The sequence below is a fragment of the Niabella pedocola genome (genome assembly GCF_021044425.1).
In the GTDB taxonomy this organism is placed as follows: domain Bacteria; phylum Bacteroidota; class Bacteroidia; order Chitinophagales; family Chitinophagaceae; genus Niabella; species Niabella pedocola.
In genome coordinates this window covers 163,337-184,725 of sequence record NZ_JAJNEC010000003.1, presented here as the reverse complement: position 1 = coordinate 184,725, position 21,389 = coordinate 163,337, and the positions used below count along the sequence as shown (strand labels likewise).

Annotated in this window: 21 protein-coding genes; 14 read left to right on the top strand and 7 right to left on the bottom strand. The window is 47.5% G+C overall.

Annotated features, from left to right (window positions below):
- The first annotated feature begins 75 nt into the window (after nucleotides 1-75).
- The 6 genes from LQ567_RS01940 to LQ567_RS01915 all read left to right on the top strand — a co-directional run bounded on the left by LQ567_RS01940 (nucleotide 76) and on the right by LQ567_RS01915 (nucleotide 4,923).
- On the top strand, nucleotides 76-537 hold the full coding sequence (locus LQ567_RS01940; protein ID WP_231002410.1) for a carboxymuconolactone decarboxylase family protein: 462 nt from the start codon (nucleotides 76-78) through the stop codon (nucleotides 535-537).
- A 29-nt stretch (nucleotides 538-566) separates the two neighbouring features.
- Nucleotides 567-908 carry a YciI family protein gene (locus tag LQ567_RS01935; RefSeq protein WP_231002409.1) on the top strand — a complete coding sequence of 114 codons (342 nt, stop codon included), beginning with the start codon at nucleotides 567-569 and terminating at the stop codon, nucleotides 906-908.
- 4 nt (nucleotides 909-912) lie between these two features.
- On the top strand, nucleotides 913-2,148 hold the full coding sequence (locus LQ567_RS01930) for an RNA polymerase sigma factor (RefSeq protein WP_262909524.1): 1,236 nt from the start codon (nucleotides 913-915) through the stop codon (nucleotides 2,146-2,148).
- A gap of 181 nt (nucleotides 2,149-2,329) precedes the next feature.
- Nucleotides 2,330-3,250 carry an NADP-dependent oxidoreductase gene (locus tag LQ567_RS01925; protein ID WP_231002407.1) on the top strand — a complete coding sequence of 307 codons (921 nt, stop codon included), beginning with the start codon at nucleotides 2,330-2,332 and terminating at the stop codon, nucleotides 3,248-3,250.
- Between the two features lie 131 nt (nucleotides 3,251-3,381).
- A complete protein-coding gene (locus tag LQ567_RS01920) occupies nucleotides 3,382-4,665 on the top strand; it encodes a gliding motility protein GldB-related protein (protein WP_231002406.1) in 1,284 nt (427 codons plus the stop codon).
- Between the two features lie 42 nt (nucleotides 4,666-4,707).
- Nucleotides 4,708-4,923: a hypothetical protein gene (locus tag LQ567_RS01915; RefSeq protein ID WP_231002405.1), complete on the top strand. Its 216-nt coding sequence runs from the start codon at nucleotides 4,708-4,710 to the stop codon at nucleotides 4,921-4,923.
- On the opposite strand, the gene LQ567_RS01910 is transcribed toward LQ567_RS01915, so the two are convergent.
- The 3 genes from LQ567_RS01910 to LQ567_RS25990 all read right to left on the bottom strand — a co-directional run bounded on the left by LQ567_RS01910 (nucleotide 4,920) and on the right by LQ567_RS25990 (nucleotide 7,768).
- Nucleotides 4,920-5,588, bottom strand: a complete 669-nt coding sequence (locus LQ567_RS01910; RefSeq protein WP_231002404.1) for a 2-C-methyl-D-erythritol 4-phosphate cytidylyltransferase — start codon at nucleotides 5,586-5,588, stop codon at nucleotides 4,920-4,922. The two genes, LQ567_RS01915 and LQ567_RS01910, sit on opposite strands and share 4 nt — an antisense overlap.
- 114 nt (nucleotides 5,589-5,702) lie before the next feature.
- Nucleotides 5,703-7,496: a translation elongation factor 4 gene (gene lepA / locus LQ567_RS01905; RefSeq protein WP_231002403.1), complete on the bottom strand. Its 1,794-nt coding sequence runs from the start codon at nucleotides 7,494-7,496 to the stop codon at nucleotides 5,703-5,705.
- Nucleotides 7,497-7,585: 89 nt separating this feature from the next.
- A complete protein-coding gene (locus tag LQ567_RS25990; protein ID WP_317206829.1) occupies nucleotides 7,586-7,768 on the bottom strand; it encodes a PD-(D/E)XK nuclease family transposase in 183 nt (60 codons plus the stop codon).
- A 169-nt stretch (nucleotides 7,769-7,937) separates the two neighbouring features.
- Between LQ567_RS25990 and LQ567_RS01895 the strand changes: the two genes are divergently transcribed.
- The 8 genes from LQ567_RS01895 to LQ567_RS01860 all read left to right on the top strand — a co-directional run bounded on the left by LQ567_RS01895 (nucleotide 7,938) and on the right by LQ567_RS01860 (nucleotide 18,321).
- The gene (locus LQ567_RS01895) at nucleotides 7,938-8,813 is read left to right on the top strand and encodes an inositol oxygenase (protein ID WP_231002402.1); all 876 of its coding nucleotides are present in this window, start codon (nucleotides 7,938-7,940) and stop codon (nucleotides 8,811-8,813) included.
- A gap of 205 nt (nucleotides 8,814-9,018) precedes the next feature.
- On the top strand, nucleotides 9,019-10,650 hold the full coding sequence (locus LQ567_RS01890; RefSeq protein WP_231002401.1) for a sodium:solute symporter family transporter: 1,632 nt from the start codon (nucleotides 9,019-9,021) through the stop codon (nucleotides 10,648-10,650).
- 175 nt (nucleotides 10,651-10,825) lie between these two features.
- Nucleotides 10,826-11,536, top strand: a complete 711-nt coding sequence (locus tag LQ567_RS01885) for a DUF4397 domain-containing protein (protein WP_231002400.1) — start codon at nucleotides 10,826-10,828, stop codon at nucleotides 11,534-11,536.
- Nucleotides 11,537-11,640: 104 nt separating this feature from the next.
- Entirely contained in the window at nucleotides 11,641-12,201 is a 561-nt protein-coding gene (locus tag LQ567_RS01880) for an RNA polymerase sigma factor (RefSeq protein WP_231002399.1), read from the top strand.
- 9 nt (nucleotides 12,202-12,210) lie between these two features.
- Nucleotides 12,211-13,551 carry a hypothetical protein gene (locus LQ567_RS01875; protein WP_231002398.1) on the top strand — a complete coding sequence of 447 codons (1,341 nt, stop codon included), beginning with the start codon at nucleotides 12,211-12,213 and terminating at the stop codon, nucleotides 13,549-13,551.
- 87 nt (nucleotides 13,552-13,638) lie between these two features.
- The gene (locus tag LQ567_RS01870; RefSeq protein WP_231002397.1) at nucleotides 13,639-15,141 is read left to right on the top strand and encodes an NAD(P)H-hydrate dehydratase; all 1,503 of its coding nucleotides are present in this window, start codon (nucleotides 13,639-13,641) and stop codon (nucleotides 15,139-15,141) included.
- A gap of 266 nt (nucleotides 15,142-15,407) precedes the next feature.
- Nucleotides 15,408-17,639 (top strand): sodium-translocating pyrophosphatase, encoded by a 2,232-nt coding sequence (locus tag LQ567_RS01865; RefSeq protein WP_231002396.1) that lies wholly within the window; start codon nucleotides 15,408-15,410, stop codon nucleotides 17,637-17,639.
- A 250-nt stretch (nucleotides 17,640-17,889) separates the two neighbouring features.
- Nucleotides 17,890-18,321, top strand: coding sequence for a hypothetical protein (locus tag LQ567_RS01860; RefSeq protein ID WP_231002395.1), 432 nt, complete (start codon nucleotides 17,890-17,892; stop codon nucleotides 18,319-18,321).
- 93 nt (nucleotides 18,322-18,414) lie between these two features.
- Here the strand turns inward: LQ567_RS01860 and LQ567_RS01855 are convergent, their stop codons facing one another.
- From LQ567_RS01855 to LQ567_RS01840, 4 genes are all read right to left on the bottom strand, one after another.
- Entirely contained in the window at nucleotides 18,415-18,756 is a 342-nt protein-coding gene (locus tag LQ567_RS01855) for a DMT family protein (protein WP_231002394.1), read from the bottom strand.
- Between the two features lie 21 nt (nucleotides 18,757-18,777).
- Nucleotides 18,778-19,521, bottom strand: a complete 744-nt coding sequence (locus LQ567_RS01850; protein ID WP_231002393.1) for a copper homeostasis protein CutC — start codon at nucleotides 19,519-19,521, stop codon at nucleotides 18,778-18,780.
- Between the two features lie 184 nt (nucleotides 19,522-19,705).
- The gene (locus tag LQ567_RS01845) at nucleotides 19,706-20,725 is read right to left on the bottom strand and encodes an isoaspartyl peptidase/L-asparaginase family protein (protein WP_231002392.1); all 1,020 of its coding nucleotides are present in this window, start codon (nucleotides 20,723-20,725) and stop codon (nucleotides 19,706-19,708) included.
- A gap of 147 nt (nucleotides 20,726-20,872) precedes the next feature.
- Nucleotides 20,873-21,370 carry a nuclear transport factor 2 family protein gene (locus tag LQ567_RS01840; RefSeq protein WP_231002391.1) on the bottom strand — a complete coding sequence of 166 codons (498 nt, stop codon included), beginning with the start codon at nucleotides 21,368-21,370 and terminating at the stop codon, nucleotides 20,873-20,875.
- Nucleotides 21,371-21,389 lie beyond the last annotated feature (19 nt).

Below are 21,389 nucleotides of genomic sequence, written 5' to 3'. Positions count from 1 at the left end.
ATTTCATAACAGCTGGTTGTTATAGGGTATAAACATTTAATAACCGTCCCGCATAGCGGGAAAAAAATTGAAACTATGGAACAAAGAATCAAATTCACAGAAATCGGAAAAGATGCATTAGCCGCCTTATACCCTGTCGGAAGGTACTTGAAGCAAACAACGCTCGATCAGCAACTGTTACACCTGATCTATTTCCGGGTATCTCAGATCAATGGCTGTGCCTTTTGCCTGGATATGCACGCAAAAGACCTGAGAGCCGGTGGAGAAACCGAGCAGCGCCTGTATGTACTGGATGCCTGGGAAGAAGCTCCTTTTTACAGCGATAAAGAACGGGCGGCACTGGCATGGGCAGAGGCATTAACCAAATTGGACAGTACCCTGGTACCAGATGAGGTATACAAAAAAGCTACAGAACATTTTAGCGAAAAAGAGCTGGTTGACCTTACCCTGGCCGTAACTACCATCAATACCTACAACCGCTTCAACATTGCATTTGGTGCACCGGTAGGTACATACAAAGTGGGTCAGTTTGCATAACCATATTATAATATTATAAAATACATTTTATGAAAGATTTTTTATTCCTGTTCCGTGCCGATTACGTGGAATATGCCAAACGTTCCCCGGAAGAATTGCAGTCCATGACCAAAAAATGGATGGACTGGATCGGCGGTATTGCTGCACAAAACAAACTGGCCGACCGTGGCAACCGGCTGGAAACCGGTGGGCGGGTGATCCGCCCCGGCAACCTGGTCACAGACGGACCTTTTTGCGAAATAAAGGAGAGCCTTGGAGGATATATCGTTGTAAAAACCACTACAATTGATGAGGCTACAGAAATCGCGCAGGGATGCCCCGTATATGAAATCGGAGGATCCGTGGAAATCCGCGAAATCAGTGTAATGTAAGATCATGGAAGAAACCGGTTTGCTCCCACACTTATTCCGTACAGAGTACAGCAAAATCATTGCTGTACTCTGTAATCATTTCGGTATGGAACATATAGAAGTAGCAGAAGATATTGTAAGCGATACCTTTCTGACCGCTGCTGAGCTTTGGGGAATGAAGGGTGTTCCGGAAAACCCGGTGGCCTGGTTATACACGGTTGCCAAAAACAAAACCCGCAATCATTTAAAACGCCATCATCTTTTTGAAAAAAAGATCGCCCCGGATCTCCGCTATCCGTCTGCAGATACGGGAACAGACATCGATCTTTCCACCACCGCCATAGCAGACAGTCAGCTGGCCATGATCTTTACCGTATGCCATCCCTCCGTTTCAAAAGAAGCACAGATCGCCCTGGCCTTAAACCTGCTCTGCGGTTTTGGCGTACAGGAAATAGCCGATGCTTTTTTAACCAATAGAGAAACGATTTATAAGCGGCTGAAACGTGCCAAAGAAAAACTGCGGGAAGAGAAGATTGCCATTGCACCACCCACGGTACAGATGGTGGCAGAACGGATGGAAATCGTATTAACCACCCTTTACCTGCTATTCAACGAAGGTTATTATTCCGTTTCGGGGCACCATCCACTGAAAAAGGAATGTTGTATGGAAGCCATGCGCCTTTGCCTTCTATTACTGGGGAACCCGCTTACCCATACACCGGCCACCAATGCACTGATGGCGCTTATGTGCTTTCATGCATCCCGCTTTGAAGCCCGTACGAACAGCAAAGGTGAAGTCATCCTATATGAAGACCAGGACACGTTACTTTGGAATAAAGACCTGGTTGAAAAGGGCATTTTTTATCTCAACAGTTCCGCATATGGCAACCAGTTAAGTAAATTTCACCTGGAAGCCGGCATTGCATACTGGCATACCCACCCGGAAGATACCCGGGAAAAATGGGAGGCCATCCTGCAGCTATACAACAAACTCCTGATGCTGGAATACACTCCCGTAGCCGCGCTTAACCGTACCTATGCCCTGGCCAAGGCCAACAGCATTGATGAAGCAATTGCGGAAGCAGAAAAGCTACAACTTACCGACAATCATTTTTATTTTGTACTGTTGGGCGAACTTTATGCGCAGCTTGATCCTGAAAAAGCGAAAACACTTTTACGAACAGCAAAAGAGGTTGCACGCTCTGAAAGCGACCGCCAGCTGATCCAGAAAAAAATAGCCGAACTGGAAGAGAAGCCCTAACTTAGAGGAGCGTTTCAACGTATCATTTCATATGAGGTATACGATAAATGTGGCCGGATCAGTTGCATTCCTCCACCACTATTAAAAACAACAGATTTTTTGTGTGCTGGCAGGACGGGCAACCAGGTGTAAGCAAACAGCCGGAGCATTAAACAAACAAATAGATCAACAATAGAAACAGATGAAAGCGATCGTTCTTGAACAGTTTGGAAGTATTGATGACCTGCAATTTAAAGAATTGCCGGTTCCGCAACCACAGGCCGGTGAACTCCTGTTAAAAGTAGTTTTTGCAGCTGTGAACCCCTACGACCGTAAGGTGATAGAAGTATATGGAAAAGAAGTGGGCGTTCAGGTGCCGGTAATACCGGGCTCAGAGCTTTCGGGTATTGTGGAAGCCACAGGAGAAGGTGTTGCCGGTTTCGCGCCGGGAGACGCGGTTTGCGGCAACCTGGGAACCTTTGGTGGTTGCTACGCCCAATACGCCGTGGTAAAGGCAACCGACGTAGTGAAAAAACCGGAAACAGTTTCTTTTGAAGCCGCTGCTGCTATTCCCGTTGCCGCGCTTACCGCCTCCAAGGCAATCCTGGATGAAGGTGGCTTGCAGGCTGGTGAAAAGATCCTTATTCATGGAGCATCCGGAGCAATTGGAGCCATGGCTGTACAACTCGCAAAAGCAGCCGGCGCCTATGTATTTGCTACGGGCTCCGGGAAAAATGAACAGCGCATCAAAGACCTGGGCGCCGATGTTTTTATTGATTATACCACACAGGATTTCACCACGCTGGCAAAGGAAATAGACCTGGTACTGGATACTGTTGGCGGTAAAACCCAGGAAGATTCTTTTACGGTACTGAAACAGGGAGGCCGGCTCATCAGTCTCGTGCAACCGCCTTCTGAAGAAAAAGCAGCACAGCACCAGGTACACGCAAAAATGATCTTCGGCGGTCCGAACGCTGCCCGGCTGACGCAAATTATGCAACAGCTTGCCGACGGCATTTTAAATGTAACCGTAGAAAAAGTATACGTGCTTTCAGACGCCAAAGAGGCGCTTCGCGCGATCAAGACCGGGCACCGCACCGGCAAACTTTTGTTAAACCCATAATTTTTGCCGCCATACCACAAACACGGATCTGCATTTCCCGGATCTTAACGGTACCTGTAATAACGGATGTATATTGCGCACCTGGGAGCCCGGGCGATTCTTAACGTATAAAAAATAGTAAAAAACAACCCATGGAAGCATCGCTAAGACGGATCAGTTTCTTCTTTCTGCTATTGATTCATTGTTATGGTATGGCTCAAACAACAGCTTCCCTCAGATCGGAGGAAGCCGCTGCGGACAGTCTTTTCCGGCTTAAAAAATATAGTAAGGCTGCCGCCGCATATGCAACGGCAATTGATCTTGCAGATTTTAAAATAAAAAAGGCCGGTCTTTATTACAGCCTGGCCAATGCATGGGCACTTGCAGGCGATAAGGACAACGCCTTCAACGCGTTGAAACAGGCGATCAACCTGGGATACGATGATAAAGCACATATAGAGAACGATAAAGACCTTCTCATGCTTCATCAACAATCCGGATGGGCTTCTTTGCTGGCCGGTGTTCCAAATGCCAGCCTCTTGAATGACGATCCGGAGAAAACAGCATTCAGAACCGATGATATTCATCGTTTCTGGAGGGCTTATGATGCCGCATTGCTTGATACGGCAAACTATGCCCGGATATTCAGGCTGCACTATTTTGACAGCGCCAGTGCCGGGATGGAAGATTATATGGCCTATAAAGTGAACAGCATCGATGACTTCATCGCACATATCCGGTCCGCACCGGTATTTTATCATTCGATAAGGTCCGCCACCTTCCAGTCAGATGCATTCAAACAGGATTTCCTGGCTTCATTTAAAAAATTAAAAGCCCTTTATCCTATTGCGAAATTCCCGGATGTCTATTTCGTTATGGGGACGTTTACTTCTGCAGGTACCGTTACCAGAAAGGGCCTGCTGATTGGTATCAATCAGGTCAGCAAAACAGACAGCACCTACACCGGAGAGTTAAGCGACCGCTTAAAAACGCGCATGAACAACATCAGCTATCTTCCAAACATCATCGCACATGAAGCCATTCATTTTCAGCAGGACGGCATGAATAGTGACGATACTACTACACTCCGCTCGGTGATTGTGGAAGGCATGGCCGATTTTATAGGCGAACTGATCAGCGGAGCCACAGCCAATCCGGTATTATTCAGTTGGGCAAAGGGAAAAGAGAAAGCGATCTGGGCCCGGTTTAAGAAAGACATGTATCAAAGCCGGTACAGCAACTGGATCGCAAATTCCAAAACATCTTCTCCGGATAATCCACCAGACCAGGGTTATTGGATCGGTTACCAGATCTGTAAATCATATTATGAAAAAGCCCGCGACAAAAAAAGGGCCATTTATGATATGCTGCATATTAGAGACTACCGGCAGTTCCTGAAGCAGAGCGGCTGGGAGCAAAAACTGGCCGGCATGTAAATTTTCCATAATTTCATATTGTATTAAACAGCCAGATAAATCATGCCAGGTATCCAGTTCCTGATCACCATCGGTATATTTCCCTTAATGTCATTTACGGGGTTTTATCTGTACCGTTATATCAACCAAAAATTACGGGCCGCGGAAACCTGGGCACAGGTCATCGTTTTTGGGTTGCTGTTATTTGCAGGTATTGCAGCTATTCTTTCCGGAGGATTTTTACTAATGGCCTGGCTGTATCAGGTTTACCGGAATTAAGCCGGATCCAGTAGTTGCGTCGCAATCATCAGATCCACCGGATGTGTGATCTTAATATTGTTTTTTTCGCCTTCCACCAGCGATACCTTCATGCCAAATGCTTCCACCACGGATGCTTCATCGGTGAATTTTCCTTTTTGTTCAATTGAAAAAGCGGGAATCAGCAGTTTGCTGTGAAATACCTGCGGGGTTTGCACCAACATTACTTTCTCGCGGTCCAGGGCATCGCTGCCATCTTCGGTAAGCAACCGCACACTATCGCTGGCTGCAATTACCGGGATCGCGCTGCCGGTTTCAACCGCCTGTTCATAACAACGCCGGATCAATTCCGGTGAAACCAGGCACCGTACTGCATCGTGCACAAAAATAATGGCTTCTCCTTCTACCAACTGCAAACCATACTTTACCGATTCAAAACGGGTAGCACCTCCAATGGTAATGCGTACGCGGTCTTTATCAAAATAAGCATCGATGATTTCCTGCCCCATATCGGTATAAGCTTCGGGCAGTACCAGTATAATATCGAGGTCCTCATAGGCCTTTAAAAACGTATCAATCGTATAATATAAGAGCGGTTTGTTCTTCAGCAATAAAAATTGTTTGGGCAACTCAGCCCCCATTCTCATTCCCGCCCCCCCTGCTACAATAACCGCTGTCTTCTTCATCTGTCCCTTATTTCCGTTTGAATTTATTGGTAAACCTTGAAAAGTAACCGGTGCTTAATACATCGCCCTTCCGGTTTTAACCATTCATCTTAAACCATTGCCTGTTCACGATTCCTAATCATCCAGCTTTAGTACCGCCAGGAATGCTTCCTGCGGAACTTCTACGTTACCGATCTGGCGCATCCGCTTCTTTCCTTCTTTTTGCTTTTCCAGCAGTTTCCGTTTCCGGCTGATATCACCACCGTAACATTTGGCGGTAACATCTTTCCGCATGGCGGAGATATTTTCCCGGGCCACGATCTTGGCACCAATAGCCGCCTGTATGGCGATCTGGAATTGTTGACGGGGCAATAACTCCTTCAGTTTTTCACAAAGCTTTCTACCGAAATCATGGGCACGGCTGCGGTGGATCAATGCACTTAAGGCATCTACTTTATCGCTGTTCAACAAAATATCCATTTTTACGATATCGCTTTCACGGTATCCCAAAGGATGATAATCAAATGAAGCATAGCCCCGGGTTTGCGATTTCAGTTTATCATAAAAATCAAATACGATTTCTGTCAGCGGCATTTCAAAGATCAGTTCCACCCGCGTTGTCGTCAGGTAGCTCTGGTTGATCAGGATGCCTCGTTTACCCAGGCAAAGGGTCATGATATTGCCGATATAATCCGGCTTGGTAATGATCTGCGCCCTGATATAAGGTTCCTCGATCCGGTCTGTTTTTACAGGATCAGGGAACTCGGTCGGGTTGTTTACGATAATGGTTTCGTCCTTTGTAGTATGTGCAATGAAGCTTACGTTAGGTACAGTAGTAATAACGGTTTGGTTAAATTCCCGTTCCAGCCGCTCCTGTATGATCTCCATGTGCAGCATTCCCAGGAAGCCGCATCGGAAACCAAATCCCAGCGCCTGCGAGGTTTCGAGTTCAAAGGTCAATGAGGCATCATTCAACTGAAGTTTCTCCATGCAGTCCCGCAATTCCTCAAACTCATCCGTATTTACCGGGTAAATACCCGCAAATACCATCGGTTTCACTTCTTCAAATCCTTTAATGGCTACCGGGTTGGCATTGCCTGCCAGGGTAATGGTATCCCCTACTTTCACCTCTTTGGCATTTTTGATACCGGTAATGATATAGCCTACATCCCCGGCGCGTACTTCATTCCGCTCGGTCATCTTCAGCTTCAGGATACCGATCTCATCGGCTTCATATTCCTGCCCGGTACTTACAAATTTTACTTTATCGCCTTTTTTCAGCATCCCGTTCAGGATCCGGTAATAAACGATGATACCGCGGAAACTGTTGAAAACACTGTCAAAGATCAGGGCCTGTAATGGTGCCTCCGGGTTGCCCTTGGGTGCCGGTATTCTTTCAACAATTGCTTCCAGCACCGCGTCAATTCCCAAACCGGTTCTTCCGCTGGCCAGTAAGATATCTTCGGGTTTGCAACCGATCAGGTCAATGATCTGGTCTTTCACCTCGTCGATCATGGCGCCGTCCATATCAATTTTATTGATCACCGGAATAATTTCCAGGTCATTTTCGATAGCCAGGTACAGGTTGCTGATGGTTTGCGCCTGTATGCCCTGAGTGGCATCTACCAGCAGAAGCGCACCTTCGCAGGCAGCCAGGGCGCGGCTCACCTCGTAGCTGAAATCTACGTGGCCGGGCGTATCGATCAGATTCAATACATAATCTTCACCAGCCTTAGACCGGTAGTTGATCTGGATGGCATGGCTTTTAATGGTAATGCCTTTTTCGCGTTCCAGATCCATATCATCCAGTACCTGGTCCATCATGTCGCGATCGCTGATGGTATTGGTAGCCTGTAACAAACGGTCTGCCAGGGTACTTTTACCGTGATCGATATGTGCTATAATACAAAAATTCCGTATATTCTTCATGCTGATGCCCTCATTTTCAAGGGCTGCAAAGGTACACTTTTTAGAGGAAACTCCGGGGAAATTCCGGCTTGGCACTTATTAAAAAGCTATCACGTGTTAGCATGCCCGGGCAGGTGATGCGTTGCCGGGCCATCGCTTTCCTGCGGGTTATATACCAGGTCCTGTATGATTTTACGGCCGTTAAACAATGCATTTAAAAATGCGATCAGCAGTTCCTTATGCGGTTCCGGGCCGAAGATCCGTTTAAATCCAAAATCAGTTAGCGGGTCGATGTACCGGCCTAAATATGAATTATAGCCGTGCCCGCCGGGGGCAGGCGGCCCATCTGTTAAAATTGCCTGTATTCCTGGTAAAATCTCAAATTTCAGTCACTGTTTAAAATAAAATGATTAGTTTAGAAGGACTAAACGATTTGAATTTTATAATTTTTAAACCGCCATCATGAGTACAACAAACGCGAAAAATACCCCCCTGGCCAGTCTTGACGAATGGGAAGATGACTTGCTGCGCCGATATCCTGATCCTGAAACCATTGCCACATCAAAAGGCACCGATGAATACCGCAATTATGAAGATCCCCAGCGGGACACTGTAAAAGAATTTTACCGTTTAAACCATACCTTTCAGACCCACGATTTCGTGATGAAAAAAAGGGCCGACTTTCTCAAATTCAACCGGAAAGAAATGACGGTTTGGGACGCGTTTGATTTTTTGAACCAGCTGGTGGATGACTCCGACCCCGATACCGACCTGGATCAGTTTCAGCACCTGTTGCAAACTTCGGAAGCCATCCGGAGGGACGGGCACCCGGACTGGATGGTACTTACCGGGCTGATGCACGATATGGGTAAAGTACTCTGCCTTTTTGGCGAACCGCAGTGGGCTGTGGTGGGCGACACCTTCCCGGTAGGATGCGCCTATTCGGATAAGATTGTTTATCCCGAGTTCTTTAAAGAAAATCCGGATTATGATAACCCCAGGTACAGTACCAAGCTGGGCTTGTATGAAGCAGGATGCGGATTACGAAATGTGACCATGTCCTGGGGGCACGATGAATACATTTACCAGATCATGAAGGATCATTTGCCGGAGGAAGGGCTGTACATGCTGCGCTACCACTCTTTTTACGCCTGGCACCGCGAAGGCGCCTACGAATATTTAACCGATGATCATGATAAGAAAATGCTCAAATGGGTAAAAATGTTTAACCCTTATGACCTGTATTCCAAAAACCCGGAGCCGCCGGATTGGAAAAAATTACAGCCTTATTATGATAACCTGGTAAAAAGCTATCTTCCTTCCACATTAAAATTCTGACGGGCGATCAGGGTCTGCCCGTTTCCGGATGCCACAAGCGGGCAGATCCGCCTTTTCCCGGAATGTAAACGAGTTTCAACAGCCATCATGAAGCATTCCTGGTCGCCGAACAATGGCAAAACCTACCTGTGCCCGGATCCCTGGTGGTATTTTGCTGTTTGTTTTAAAACGCTTTCTCCAATTCCATTAAGCCAAACGATCGCTGATGCATCAATTACAACCACTGGATTATCTTGTATTCCTGATCTATTTTGTAGCCGTAGCCGCATATGGCTATTATGTATACCGGCGTAAAAAATCAGCCACTCCCAGCTCAAAGGACTTTTTTCTTGCGGAAGGATCCCTAACCTGGTGGGCCATCGGCGCATCGCTGATCGCATCAAATATATCGGCCGAACATTTTATCGGTATGAGCGGATCCGGCTTCGCATTGGGACTGGCCATCTCCTCTTACGAATGGATGGCTGCCGCCACCCTTATTATTGTAGCCATCTTCATCATACCGGTATACCTGAAGAATAAGATCTTCACCATGCCTCAGTTTCTTTCGGTGCGCTACAACGATAAAGTAAGTACCATTATGGCGATCTTCTGGTTGCTGGTATACGTTTTTGTAAATCTCACCTCCATTATTTACCTCGGCGCCCTGGCCATTTCATCTATCAGCAACCTGAGCTTTGAAGCAGCCATTATTGGATTGAGTATATTTTCCGTACTAGTAACCCTGGGCGGTATGAAAGTGATCGGCTATACAGACGTGGTACAGGTAGTGGTATTGATCGTTGGCGGACTCATTACTACCTACCTGGCGCTTTCCCTGCTGGCAGACCGGTTTGGTTTTGATGGCAGCATCTGGAAGGCGCTGGGCATTTTACGTAAAGAAGCCCCCACTCATTTCCACATGATCTTTAAAAAGGATGATCCACATTATTATGAACTGCCGGGGATGTCTGTACTTATTGGTGGAATGCTGATTAATAACCTGGCCTACTGGGGCTGCAATCAGTACATTGTACAACGGGCATTGGGTGCCGATCTCAAAACAGCACGGAAAGGGATCCTTTTTGCCGCTTTCCTGAAACTGCTCATACCCGTTATTGCAGTATTGCCCGGCATCACCATGTTTGTGTTGCACAAGAATGGGATGTTTCAGTCCGAAATGGCTGACCCAACAGGCGCTTTAAAGCCCGACCATGCCTATCCCACCCTCATGAATCTCCTGCCGGCAGGGTTAAAAGGCGTGGCATTTGCCGCCCTTACGGCAGCTATTGTGGCCTCCCTGGCCGGAAAAGCCAACAGCATTTCTACTATCTTTTCCCTGGATATCTATAAAAAATTCTTTAACAAGGAAGCCTCCGAGCAAAAACTTGTGCGTGTAGGCCGCTGGGCCGTTATTATAGCAATGGTACTGGCCGCCCTGGTAACGCCCGCCCTGAAATCGCTGGACCAGGCCTACCAGTTCATCCAGGAATATGTAGGTTTTTTCTCCCCCGGGGTATTAGCCATATTTTTACTGGGCATGTTCTGGAAACGCACCACTGCCGGCGCTGCCCTGGCCGGGGCGGTACTCACTATTCCGGTTTCTACCGTGCTCAAATTCCTTCCGGTTTGGACGCAGGGCGCGTTCCCCGATTACCCTTTTCTTGACCGGATGACCATTACGTTTTTCTGCGTCGTACTCCTTATGGTGATCATTAGCCTCTCCACTACCCGAAAAAACACCGCCGGGCCCTCCATCGAACTGGATCAACAGCTTTTCCGGGTTTCGCCGGGGTTCCTCATGGGCTCCGTGCTTATTTGTGGCATTCTAGCGGCTTTATATACGGTGTTCTGGTAACACCGCTCCTTTAAAAGCCGGCAGCCGATTCCACTACTTGATCCGGAACAAGTATTGCCTCGTTTTAAGGCTATTTTCCCCTATCCGACAGATTTTTCGTGTTTTGATGTTGCGTTTTTATCCATTATTGCGTTACCTCTAACAGAACAATATTTGTATTCCTCAAAATATAAAAATGATGAAAAAAGTTTCGCTGGCTGGTCTTTTATTACTATCCGTTGTACTCCTCGGTTCCTGCTTAAAACACAAGGATAGCTACTACGACAGCCCTGAATTTCAAAATGCCGCGGCGGTAAGCATTATCAATGGCGCTCCGCTGGGTATGCCGCTGGATATCCAGTTTGATGGAACCCAGCGCTGGTTGCTGAACGAATTTAATTATACGTACCGGACAAATTATACCCGTGTGTATTCCGGCGACCGCAAGCTTTACGTGTTTAACCGGGGAGAATCCAAGGCCCTGATTTCAAAGAACATGACCTTTGAGCCCCGCAAACGCTATTCCGTATTTATTGTAGACACCCTGAGTAAAATGGATGCAATACTGGTACGCGACAGCGTAATGGAGCCCAAGGGGGATTCCGTTTTACTGCGTTTTGCCAATATGAGCCCGGATGCCGGATCGATCGACCTTTATATACAGGGAAATACAAAGCCCATTGCCCAAAACATCGGATATAAAAATGTAAGTACCTTTGTAAGCTTTAAATCCGATCGGGATATCAAATTTGAGGCAAGGGCCGCCGGCACGAACACTGTACTGGCAACCTCGGATGTAAAGAATTTATTTAATGGAAATCAATATACTATCTGGACAACAGGATTTAAGTCAATGAACACTACCAACGGGAAGCTTATCGTAGAGTTAATGGCGCATTATTACTAGTATATCCCATATATTTCCATAAAAAAATCAGTCCGCCATTGTTAAAAAAAGGCTGACTGATTTTTGCTATATTTAAAGAAGAGTGTAAAAACATAAACAGGGAATTGGGAATACAGGACGCCGAACTGGAACTGGTGCTGAAAAAATGTGAGCAGGACTCAGTACCGCATAAAGAAGCGCTTTATAAAGGCTATTATGGCTTTATAAAAGGCGTGGTGAGGCGTTATGTAAATGATTATCATGTAATGGAAGAGCTTGTAAACGACTCTTTTGTAAAGATTTTTAACAACCTCAATACATTTAAAGCACCCGGGTTTTCGTCGGATATCGAGCAATCGTTCAAAGGCTGGGTAGCCAAGATCGCATCCAGAACTGCAATCGATTTTTTGAGAAAGAAGAAAATGAACTTTTTGCAGGAGGAGCCGTCCGAAAACCATTTTCCGGAGCAACAGCCTTCGGGGGCGCATGCCAGCGAGGTAAAAGACATCATGTCCTTGCTGAATCAACTACCTGAAATTCAAAAAACCGTTTTTAATTTATACGAGATCGAAGGATTTAGCCACGAAGAAATAGCCCGTTTACTGCAGATTTCAGAAAATGTTTGCCGGGTATATCTTTCAAGGGCAAAGAATAAATTAAAGGCGCTTTATATAAAACATTTTTAATAAAAAGTCATGGAAGACCATCAGGATGATTTTTTAAAACATATTAAGGGCGTGCTCCGGGATCATGAGGAGGAGTACCGGCCGGGCGCCTGGGAGCAATTTTCCCGGCAGCACCTGCAGGCCACTCCAGCCAAGCCGGCGCGGATCATTCCTTTATGGAAAAGGGCTGCCGTTGCGGCGGCGGTGCTCGCAGGTGTATTTCTGATCGCCAATTATTTTATCGGCAACCACCCCAACTTACCCGGGGATGTCGCAAAAGAAGGTCCGCATCCGGGAAAAAGTGGTACGGGTCCGGAAAACAGCGCCAGCCCTTCCCGGCCGGGTCTTCCCGTAACCAGCGATCCATCACCCGGAAACAACGGGCCGGCCCGCCAAAAGGAACCGGGTACCATTACGCCTTTTTATCCTGCCGGTCAGCCGGAACAAATCGCACAGAATGACCTGGTGAAGGGAACACCCGCAATTCCGGACAATCCTCCTTCCGCTGCGGTAACCTCTTCCGGACAGGACCCGGTAAAGCAAACACCACCGGTCAATACCCCGTCTGCTCAGCGCCCTGTTCAACCCACCAGGTCCGCACCTTACGAAGCAACAAACCGACCTAACAATACATTCCCGATGATGGCGCAGCTACCTGCACCTGAACGGGAACACGACCGTTCGCGAAAATGGACCCCCAGCCTTTATGTTTCCCCGATGTTTGGAGAAACAGATGTTAACGTTGGCTATGGGATCTCCCTTGGCTATGCGGTTAATGATCGCATAAAAGTTAGTGCCGGTATCGCTCATAACAAGTTAACGGCCTCCCGGGATTTTGATGTAACGGCTCCGCCCTCCAATGCGTCACTGAGTAATTCCGGAAACAACGCGCTTTTTGCCGCCAGAAGCCTGGTGGGCGCAGATGCGGCCCCTTCCCAGCCACAGCTGGAAACGGTAAGAGCGGCGGTCAGCGGGTTTGATATCCCGGTAGACATCAGCTACAGTATTTCAAAAAATCTTTACGCCAGTGCCGGTGTTTCGGGCCTGGTAGTGGTAAAGGACAATACACAATACACATATGTTACCAGCACCAATACAAGGATTTCGGTAGAGAACAATGAGGGTATTCTTCAGGAAGATAAAAATATGCGGATGATGGAATATGCTACTTCCAACGCTGCACCGGAAGCATCTCAAAAAGAGCGCACACCTTTTATCGGTTTTTATAACCTGTCCATGGGCTACAAACAAAAGATTACGCCAAAGAACAACGTAGCTATTGAGCCCTTCGTGAAAGTACCAATGAAAACCGTTTCAGATCAGAAGCTCAACTACACAGGTATGGGTATCCGGCTGAAATTTGATTTTTAGGATCTTGTTTTTTTAGTTATAATGATGGATGCGGGGATGATTTGCCCCGCATTTTTATTTTAAAGATTCCTATCTTTAGATCCAGCCATGAAATTACTGAACGCAGCACAGATACGGCAATGGGATGCCTTTACAATAGAACATGAGCCTATCGTTTCATTGCAACTGATGGAGCGTGCCGCTAATGCCTGTACCCGCTGGTTGCTGCAGCATACACTGGCGGATGTATATTATATTTTTTGCGGCAAAGGAAACAATGGCGGCGACGGCCTGGCCATTGCCCGTTTGCTTTATAACTCCGGCAAAACGGCGAAGGTCTTTATCCTGGAATCGGATGCAAAAGGTTCGGAAGATTATATCTCCAATTTCAATATCCTCCATCATTTGTCGGCCATTCCTATTTACCAGCTGCGGTCGGAACAAGACCTTCCCGTGATCCCCGAATCCTGTATCATTGTGGATGCGCTTTTCGGAACCGGGCTGAACCGGGGGTTAACGGGCCTGGCCGCCCAACTGGTGCAGCACCTGAACAATGCCCAGGCCCCCACCATCGCTATCGATATACCCAGCGGGTTGTTTTGTGATCAATCTTCCCGAGGCCAGAGCGTTATCAGGGCGCGGCATACGCTCACCTTCCAGGTGCTTAAAATGGCCTTCCTCATTGCGGAAAATGAGCCTTTTTTCGGGCTGGTACACCTGATGGATATCAATCTGCTCCCCGCTTTCCCCGACCTGGTAAGCACGCCCTTCCATATCATCAACCAGGCACTGGTACAGCGGATCTACCGGCCGCGTGCCGCATTTGCGCACAAAGGCAATTTCGGCCATGCCCTTATCATCGCCGGTAGCTATGGCAAAACCGGCGCAGCGCTCCTCAGTACCCGCTCCTGCCTTAGATCGGGCGCCGGCCTGGTAAGCGTACATGTACCGGAAAAAAGTGTAGCAATTATGCAAACCGGCGCACCCGAGGCAATGGTACTGCCGGATGCAGATGCCACCACTATCACCCGGATGGATTATGAACCGGATCCGTTTTCGGCAATCGGGGTTGGGCCCGGCATCGGAACCGGCATTAAAACCCGCTTCTTTTTACGCGAGTTGCTGGAACGGGAAACAAGCAGCCTTGTGCTGGACGCCGATGCCCTAAATATCATTGCGGAAAACCCCGAACTGCTAAACCTCCTGCGCCCCGGCAGCATCCTTACGCCACACCCAAAAGAGTTTACCCGCTTGTTTGGGACACAGGAAGACGACTTTAAGAAAGTTGAGGTAGCCATATCTAAGGCAATGGAATTTAATGTTGTAATAGTATTAAAAGGGCATCGAACCCTGGTGGCTCTCCCCGACGGAACCGGCTTTTTTAATATTTCGGGAAATGCAGGTATGGCCAAGGGCGGCAGCGGTGATGTGCTTACGGGAATGCTGACCAGTTTAATGGCACAGGGATACTCCTCAAAAGAGGCCGCCATTATGGGCGTCTTTTTGCATGGACTGGCAGGGGATTTTGCAGCCACTGCCCGCGGAATGGACGCTATGATTGCGACCGACATCATCGAACATATCGGAAAAGCCTTTGAACAACTGTTTTAAAATGCTGCCGGAAATACTACTTCCGTCTGGGCAATTTTTAACGCCTTCCATAGCAGATAATAAACCGGAACAGGCCTTGCTTTTGCTTCTCTTTCAAAGCTTTCAAAAAAGATTTATAAATGATTTAAAAGTTTAAATAAAAACGGTTACCCGCTCGAAAAACACCTAATAGCCTCATTAAAAATAAGATTCCACTTATTGAATGCAACACTTATATTTGCAACCTTGCTTATGCCTTATATAATATATTAATGTAGAAAATTTATATGCAACATCTGATCTATTTAGTACCTCTAATGGCTATTATCGGCCTCATTTACACTTTATTAAAATTTCGATGGGTTGTTAAACAAGATGCAGGAACACCAAGAATGAAAGAGATCAGCAATCATATTGCTGAGGGCGCTATGGCTTTTTTAAAATCTGAATGGAAGATCCTCGGCTATTTTGTAGTGATCGTTGCAATTTTACTGGGCGTGCTGGCCAATGCTAATCCGCACTCCCACTGGATGATATCCGTATCTTTTGTTATCGGAGCCGTATTGAGCGCCGTAGCCGGTTATATCGGGATGCGCGCGGCCACTTTTGCCAATGTACGTACAGCCAATGCGGCCAGAACCAGCCTTCGTAAAGCGCTGAATGTTTCATTTGGCGGCGGAGCGGTGATGGGCGTTGGTGTAGCCGGACTCGCCGTGCTGGGCCTGGGGGGGTTGTACATCATCCTCAAACATTTCTTTGCGCCGGATGCCGACCTGAATTCTTCAGAGATGCTCACCACTATTGAAGTATTGACCGGTTTCTCACTGGGAGCGGAATCCATTGCATTGTTTGCCCGTGTGGGCGGTGGTATTTATACCAAGGCTGCCGATGTAGGCGCCGACCTGGTAGGTAAAGTAGAAAAAGGCATTCCGGAAGATGATCCCCGCAACCCGGCCACGATTGCCGACAACGTGGGCGATAACGTGGGTGATGTAGCCGGTATGGGCGCCGACCTTTTCGGATCTTATGTAGCCACCGTACTGGCCACTATCGTTTTAGGACAACAGATCGATGTAGCGGATGGCGCAGACTTCCTCGGAGGCTATTCTCCGGTAGTATTGCCCATGCTTATCGCAGGCATTGGCATCTTGTTTTCGATTATCGGAACCTTTTTTGTAAAGATCAGCGAAAACGCAGGCGTCAATACCAAAACCGTTCAAAAAGCATTGAACATGGGCAACTGGGGTTCCATTATATTAACAGCAATAGCATCTGCCGGGCTGGTTTACTGGATCCTGCCGGAGCAAATGGAATTGCGCGGTTTTGAATTTACCAAAAACGGCGTGATGGGCGCCATTGTGGTTGGACTGGCCGTAGGCGCGTTAATGACCATCATTACCGAATACTATACAGCCATGGACAAGCGTCCGGTAAACTCGATCATTAAAAAATCATCTACCGGGCATGCCACCAATGTGATCGGCGGCTTGGCGGTAGGTATGGAATCGACTTTTTTGCCGATCCTGGTTTTAGCCGCGGGTATTGTAGCTTCTTACAAATGTGCCGGTTTATATGGTGTATCCATTGCAGCAGCAGCCATGATGGCCACTACGGCCATGCAGCTGGCCATCGACGCTTTTGGCCCCATTGCCGATAATGCCGGGGGTATTGCCGAAATGAGTGAACTTCCCAAAGAGGTACGCGAAAAAACCGACGTACTGGATGCCGTGGGAAATACCACTGCTGCTACGGGTAAGGGATTTGCCATTGCTTCTGCAGCATTAACTGCCCTGGCATTATTTGCCGCATTTGTTGGCGTAGCCGGCATTAAGGGTATCGATATTTATAAAGCCAATGTATTGGCCAGCCTTTTCCTGGGTGCTATGATTCCTTTTATTTTCTCAGCACTGGCCATCCGGGCGGTAGGCGAAGCCGCTATGGCCATGGTGGAAGAAGTACGGCGGCAGTTCCGCACCATTCCCGGGATTATGGAAGGTACAGCAACCCCTGAATACGATAAATGTGTGGCCATTTCTACAGAGGCTTCTCTGAAGAAAATGGTGGTACCCGGTGCCATCGCTATCATCTCTCCCATTATCATCGGCTTCCTGCCCGGATTTGGCGCGGAATCCCTGGGTGGATTCCTGGCCGGCGCTACAGTATCCGGTGTATTGCTGGGTATGTTCCAGAACAATTCCGGCGGTGCCTGGGATAATGCCAAAAAATCGTTTGAAAAAGGCGTGGAGATCAACGGGGAAATGTTCCATAAAAAATCAGATCCACACAAAGCATCCGTAACGGGTGATACCGTGGGCGATCCGTTTAAAGATACCTCCGGTCCGTCTATGAATATCCTGATCAAACTCATGTCGATCGTGTCACTGGTCATTGCGCCTACGCTGGCGCAGGTCGAGGGAAATGTAGTCAAACATCCGGCACCGGTAAAACAGGAAATGACCCGCAATACACCGGTTGCTCCCGGTAAGATTGCAGCAAATTTCGGCGGTATTTCAAAATAACAGCAATCGCTAAAAATAGATCCGGGTTGTTTCTGCAAAGAAGCAACCTTTTTTATTAGGGAAATAGCCACTGAAACACAGAAGCACTAAATGGTTTTGGAAGGCTGTAGTGGGTTGTTGAAAATCCTTATAAACCCGTACATAATACCCACCCGGCGTTTATCGCGGATAGAAGGTTTTTCTATAAAATGGCTGATTGTAGCGTTTTGTTGTTTTATTACGTTTATGATCTTTATAAACTCAACGCAAAATGAGAACAATTCTAACCCTGCTGTTTATAGTATCGCTTACGGCATGCTCCAAAAGCCGCGACATTAATCCCGAATCGCTAAAAGGAACCTATCAAGGACAACAACAATTCGTTACCACGGCCTATATACTGATATATCCCATCAACCTGGATATTTCACTGGATGGTACGTTATGGAGTGCCGCCGCAAAGACAACCAGCTCGGGCACTGCATCCTTTATTTCGGGTAACTACAGGATCGAAAAAGACAGTGTAAAATTTACGAACCACAGGCCCATCCAGGATGCACCGGTCCTTTTAAACACAAATTATAAGGTTACAGTGCGGGGAGATAGCCTGTATTTAAGCCGGGTGATCAATGGTATCGGAGAGATCTATTCCCTAAAACGGACCCAATTTTCTGCACAAGGACCTGTAGTCTGTTATTATTAATATAACCGGGTAGCAGTTTCGGATTTATTATTTTCCGATAAAATTGCCGAAACTTAAAAATAATACGGCGCTTCAGTGCTTCTGTGGCATCTTCTACTTGATATCCGCAAATACAAAATATACCGCCCCAATCATCAATAAAAAGCTCACCAGGTATTTCCAGTGAAACGCATTATTGGCAAACGCCACCGCATAAATCGTAAATACGACCAGGGTGATTACTTCCTGGGTGATCTTTAGCTGGAACAGGTTAATACCCGCTTTCTGTCCGATCCGGTTAGCCGGTACTGCCAGGCAATATTCAAAGAACGCGATCAGCCAGCTTAACAGGATAGCTTTCCACAAAGGCCAGTTTTCATTCTTCAGATGATGGTACCAGGCCAGTGTCATAAAGACGTTGGAGCAGATCAGCAAAAGGATGGTTCTGTAAAACATGAATGCAGACGGGGTTTAAATTTAATGTAAGGCCTTTTTAAAAGCGGCAACAGCCATAGGATCAATGCCGGAATGGCCGATACTTTCCGCATCGTTCACAAAAGCAGTTGTGTTGAATTTCATTTTTGAGGGGATCATTTCCCGGAGCGAACTGTGAAATTGGGTACAGCCGGTGCTGGCCGCCAGTGCTTTTACATTGTCTGCACGAACCCCGCTGCCGGGCATAATAATGATGCGCCCCGCGGCCCGCTCGTTCAGCTGACGGATCAGTGGAGCCCCCTGAATGGCTGTTAATTCCTGTCCGCTGGTAAGGATCCGTTCACAACCCGTTTGAATGATCTGTTCCAGGGCTTCCAGGGGATCTTTACAACGGTCGAATGCGCGGTGAAAGGTAACACCCAGCGGATAAACCGCCTCAACGATCCGGGCGGTACGATCTTTATCTATAGTTCCATTGGCTTTCAGAAAACCGATCACCACCCCATCGCAATCCAGGTGTTTGCAGTTAACCGCATCCGCCAGCATGCATTCAAATTCTTCGTCGGTATATAAAAAATCTCCGCCTCTAACCCGGATAATGGGATAAATGGGTACCTCAAATTTTTCCCTGCAGGTTTTGATCACCCCGTACGACTGGGTGGTACCGCCCTCGCCCAGGTTCGCACAAAGCTCTATACGATCCGCACCGCCGGCAACGGCATTCTTTGTCGATTCAAAATCAGTGGTGGCAATCTCAATAGTGAAGTCATTATATGTCTGGGGCATAAGGTTTCTTTGTTTCAAGTTTAAAGTTGCAAGTTTACGGCTGGATCCGCAGCGGTGCTTAATGTATACGTTCCTTCCGGCAACACAAAATCTGCTTTTCAGACCTCGTCTCCGGAATCTCAAAATTCAATCTGCAGATCGACTGCCGGCTGCTGATAACTGAATGCACATCGCTGAACATAAATCAGGATGTGAAATGATAATTCGCATCTACAAGGGTTTCTTTTGTTTTTGTTTTGATTGCATAACTGAACCCTTTATGTATGGCAAAGGAGCCTACCACTCCGTTTTTATTGATCGCGATAAATGCCACCTGTATTTTCCGGGCATCTGCTTTCTTGATCTTTACAATGCGTTCGATGATTTTCCGGCAGGCCACCTCCGGTCCATATCCCTGTCGCATCATTTCTACTACACTGTGCGAGCCAGCAACACGGATCACGTCTTCGCCCTGCCCGGTGGCTACACAGGCGCCTACTTCATTATCCACAAACAACCCGGCACCAATGATGGGTGAATCGCCCAGCCGGCCGCGCATTTTAAAGCCCATCCCGCTGGTGGTACAGCTGCCGCTGAGGTTGCCTGTTGCATCCATTGCCAGCATCCCGATGGTATCGTGGTTCCATTCGCCATTGTCAAACCGTTGGGGTGCAAACGGGCCATGCCCTTTATTTTCGCGGTTAATAGCTGGCTCGTATTTGGAATTTTCCAGCCATTTCTTATACGCTTTCTGCGCATCTGGTGAAAGTTCCTGCGGCTCCAGCGGAAATCCCTCTGCCACGGCAAACTGCTGCGCTCCACTTCCCACCAGCATTACATGCGGCGTTTTTTCCATTACACGGCGCGCTACCGAAATGGGGTGCTTGATCCGCTCCAGAAAACCTACACTACCACAATTAAACTGGTGATCCATAATGCTGGCATCCAGCGTAACAATACCATCCCTGTCTGGGTTGGCACCCAAACCCACACAACAGTTTTGTGAGTCTTCGGTTATTTTTACGCCGTTCTCTACAGCATCCAGCGCGCTTCCTCCTTTTGAAAGAATTTCCCAGGCTCCTTTATTGGCGGCCAGTCCCGCATCCCAGGTAGATATTACCACCGGTCCGTTTTGAGTGACCACCTGCCCCCGGCTGTTTTTTACTAATAGTGAGGTAACTCCGGAAAGGAGTCCGAGCTGAAGAAAACGCTTCCTGTTGATCATACACCTGATTTTTTTTCGAAATTAATCATTCCCGTGCATTCTGATCATAAATCCCTGTTACCGGTGTTCCGTAACGCCTCCTGAAGCATACGCCTGTATAAAAAGCCTTCCCCGGGTCTCCCCTAAGGGTACGCCGGGAGGAAGCAGCTATTGATCAAACGAATCGGAACGGTACCGGCGTTTATCCTCAGGCGGAACCGGAGGTTTGGAGTTTGAAAATTGGATCAGCCGTTGCCGGTACTCCCTTTGTACCCGGCGTTTCATAAAATTAAGCCATCCAAAAAGCTGCCCCTTCAATCCATAGGCCTGAACAATCCATTTGGTAAGACTAAAGCCGTCACTGTGCTCAATGATCTGGTTACCGGAAAACCGCATAAACGATTTGGCCTCAAAAATGAATTGCTTTTTTGAACGGGCGCACTGCCATGTGGCCTTCCACTGGCAGGTAGCATACTCGTGATCAATTTCCTCCGTTTTGATGACGGTTAAGCGAAAATCCCGGATATCCTGGAAAAGCAGTTCCCATTTATCCCTTACCGCTTCCCCCTCCAGCATTCCGAAAAGCGGGTCGCTATAAACAATATCATCACTGTAGAGGGCATTCATGGCCTGGTGATCCAGGTTTTTAAAAGCCGTAAAAAACAAATCGATTATTTCAATATTC

What these genes read in the sequence shown, in the direction of transcription:
- LQ567_RS01940 (WP_231002410.1), top strand. Translation starts at nt 76, where the DNA reads ATGGAACAAAGAATCAAATTCACAGAAATCGGAAAAGATGCATTAGCC.
- LQ567_RS01935 (WP_231002409.1), top strand. Translation starts at nt 567, where the DNA reads ATGAAAGATTTTTTATTCCTGTTCCGTGCCGATTACGTGGAATATGCC.
- LQ567_RS01930 (WP_262909524.1), top strand. Translation starts at nt 913, where the DNA reads ATGGAAGAAACCGGTTTGCTCCCACACTTATTCCGTACAGAGTACAGC.
- LQ567_RS01925 (WP_231002407.1), top strand. Translation starts at nt 2,330, where the DNA reads ATGAAAGCGATCGTTCTTGAACAGTTTGGAAGTATTGATGACCTGCAA.
- LQ567_RS01920 (WP_231002406.1), top strand. Translation starts at nt 3,382, where the DNA reads ATGGAAGCATCGCTAAGACGGATCAGTTTCTTCTTTCTGCTATTGATT.
- LQ567_RS01915 (WP_231002405.1), top strand. Translation starts at nt 4,708, where the DNA reads ATGCCAGGTATCCAGTTCCTGATCACCATCGGTATATTTCCCTTAATG.
- LQ567_RS01910 (WP_231002404.1), bottom strand. Translation starts at nt 5,588, where the DNA reads ATGAAGAAGACAGCGGTTATTGTAGCAGGGGGGGCGGGAATGAGAATG.
- lepA (WP_231002403.1), bottom strand. Translation starts at nt 7,496, where the DNA reads ATGAAGAATATACGGAATTTTTGTATTATAGCACATATCGATCACGGT.
- LQ567_RS01895 (WP_231002402.1), top strand. Translation starts at nt 7,938, where the DNA reads ATGAGTACAACAAACGCGAAAAATACCCCCCTGGCCAGTCTTGACGAA.
- LQ567_RS01890 (WP_231002401.1), top strand. Translation starts at nt 9,019, where the DNA reads ATGCATCAATTACAACCACTGGATTATCTTGTATTCCTGATCTATTTT.
- LQ567_RS01885 (WP_231002400.1), top strand. Translation starts at nt 10,826, where the DNA reads ATGATGAAAAAAGTTTCGCTGGCTGGTCTTTTATTACTATCCGTTGTA.
- LQ567_RS01875 (WP_231002398.1), top strand. Translation starts at nt 12,211, where the DNA reads ATGGAAGACCATCAGGATGATTTTTTAAAACATATTAAGGGCGTGCTC.
- LQ567_RS01870 (WP_231002397.1), top strand. Translation starts at nt 13,639, where the DNA reads ATGAAATTACTGAACGCAGCACAGATACGGCAATGGGATGCCTTTACA.
- LQ567_RS01865 (WP_231002396.1), top strand. Translation starts at nt 15,408, where the DNA reads ATGCAACATCTGATCTATTTAGTACCTCTAATGGCTATTATCGGCCTC.
- LQ567_RS01860 (WP_231002395.1), top strand. Translation starts at nt 17,890, where the DNA reads ATGAGAACAATTCTAACCCTGCTGTTTATAGTATCGCTTACGGCATGC.
- LQ567_RS01855 (WP_231002394.1), bottom strand. Translation starts at nt 18,756, where the DNA reads ATGTTTTACAGAACCATCCTTTTGCTGATCTGCTCCAACGTCTTTATG.
- LQ567_RS01850 (WP_231002393.1), bottom strand. Translation starts at nt 19,521, where the DNA reads ATGCCCCAGACATATAATGACTTCACTATTGAGATTGCCACCACTGAT.
- LQ567_RS01845 (WP_231002392.1), bottom strand. Translation starts at nt 20,725, where the DNA reads ATGATCAACAGGAAGCGTTTTCTTCAGCTCGGACTCCTTTCCGGAGTT.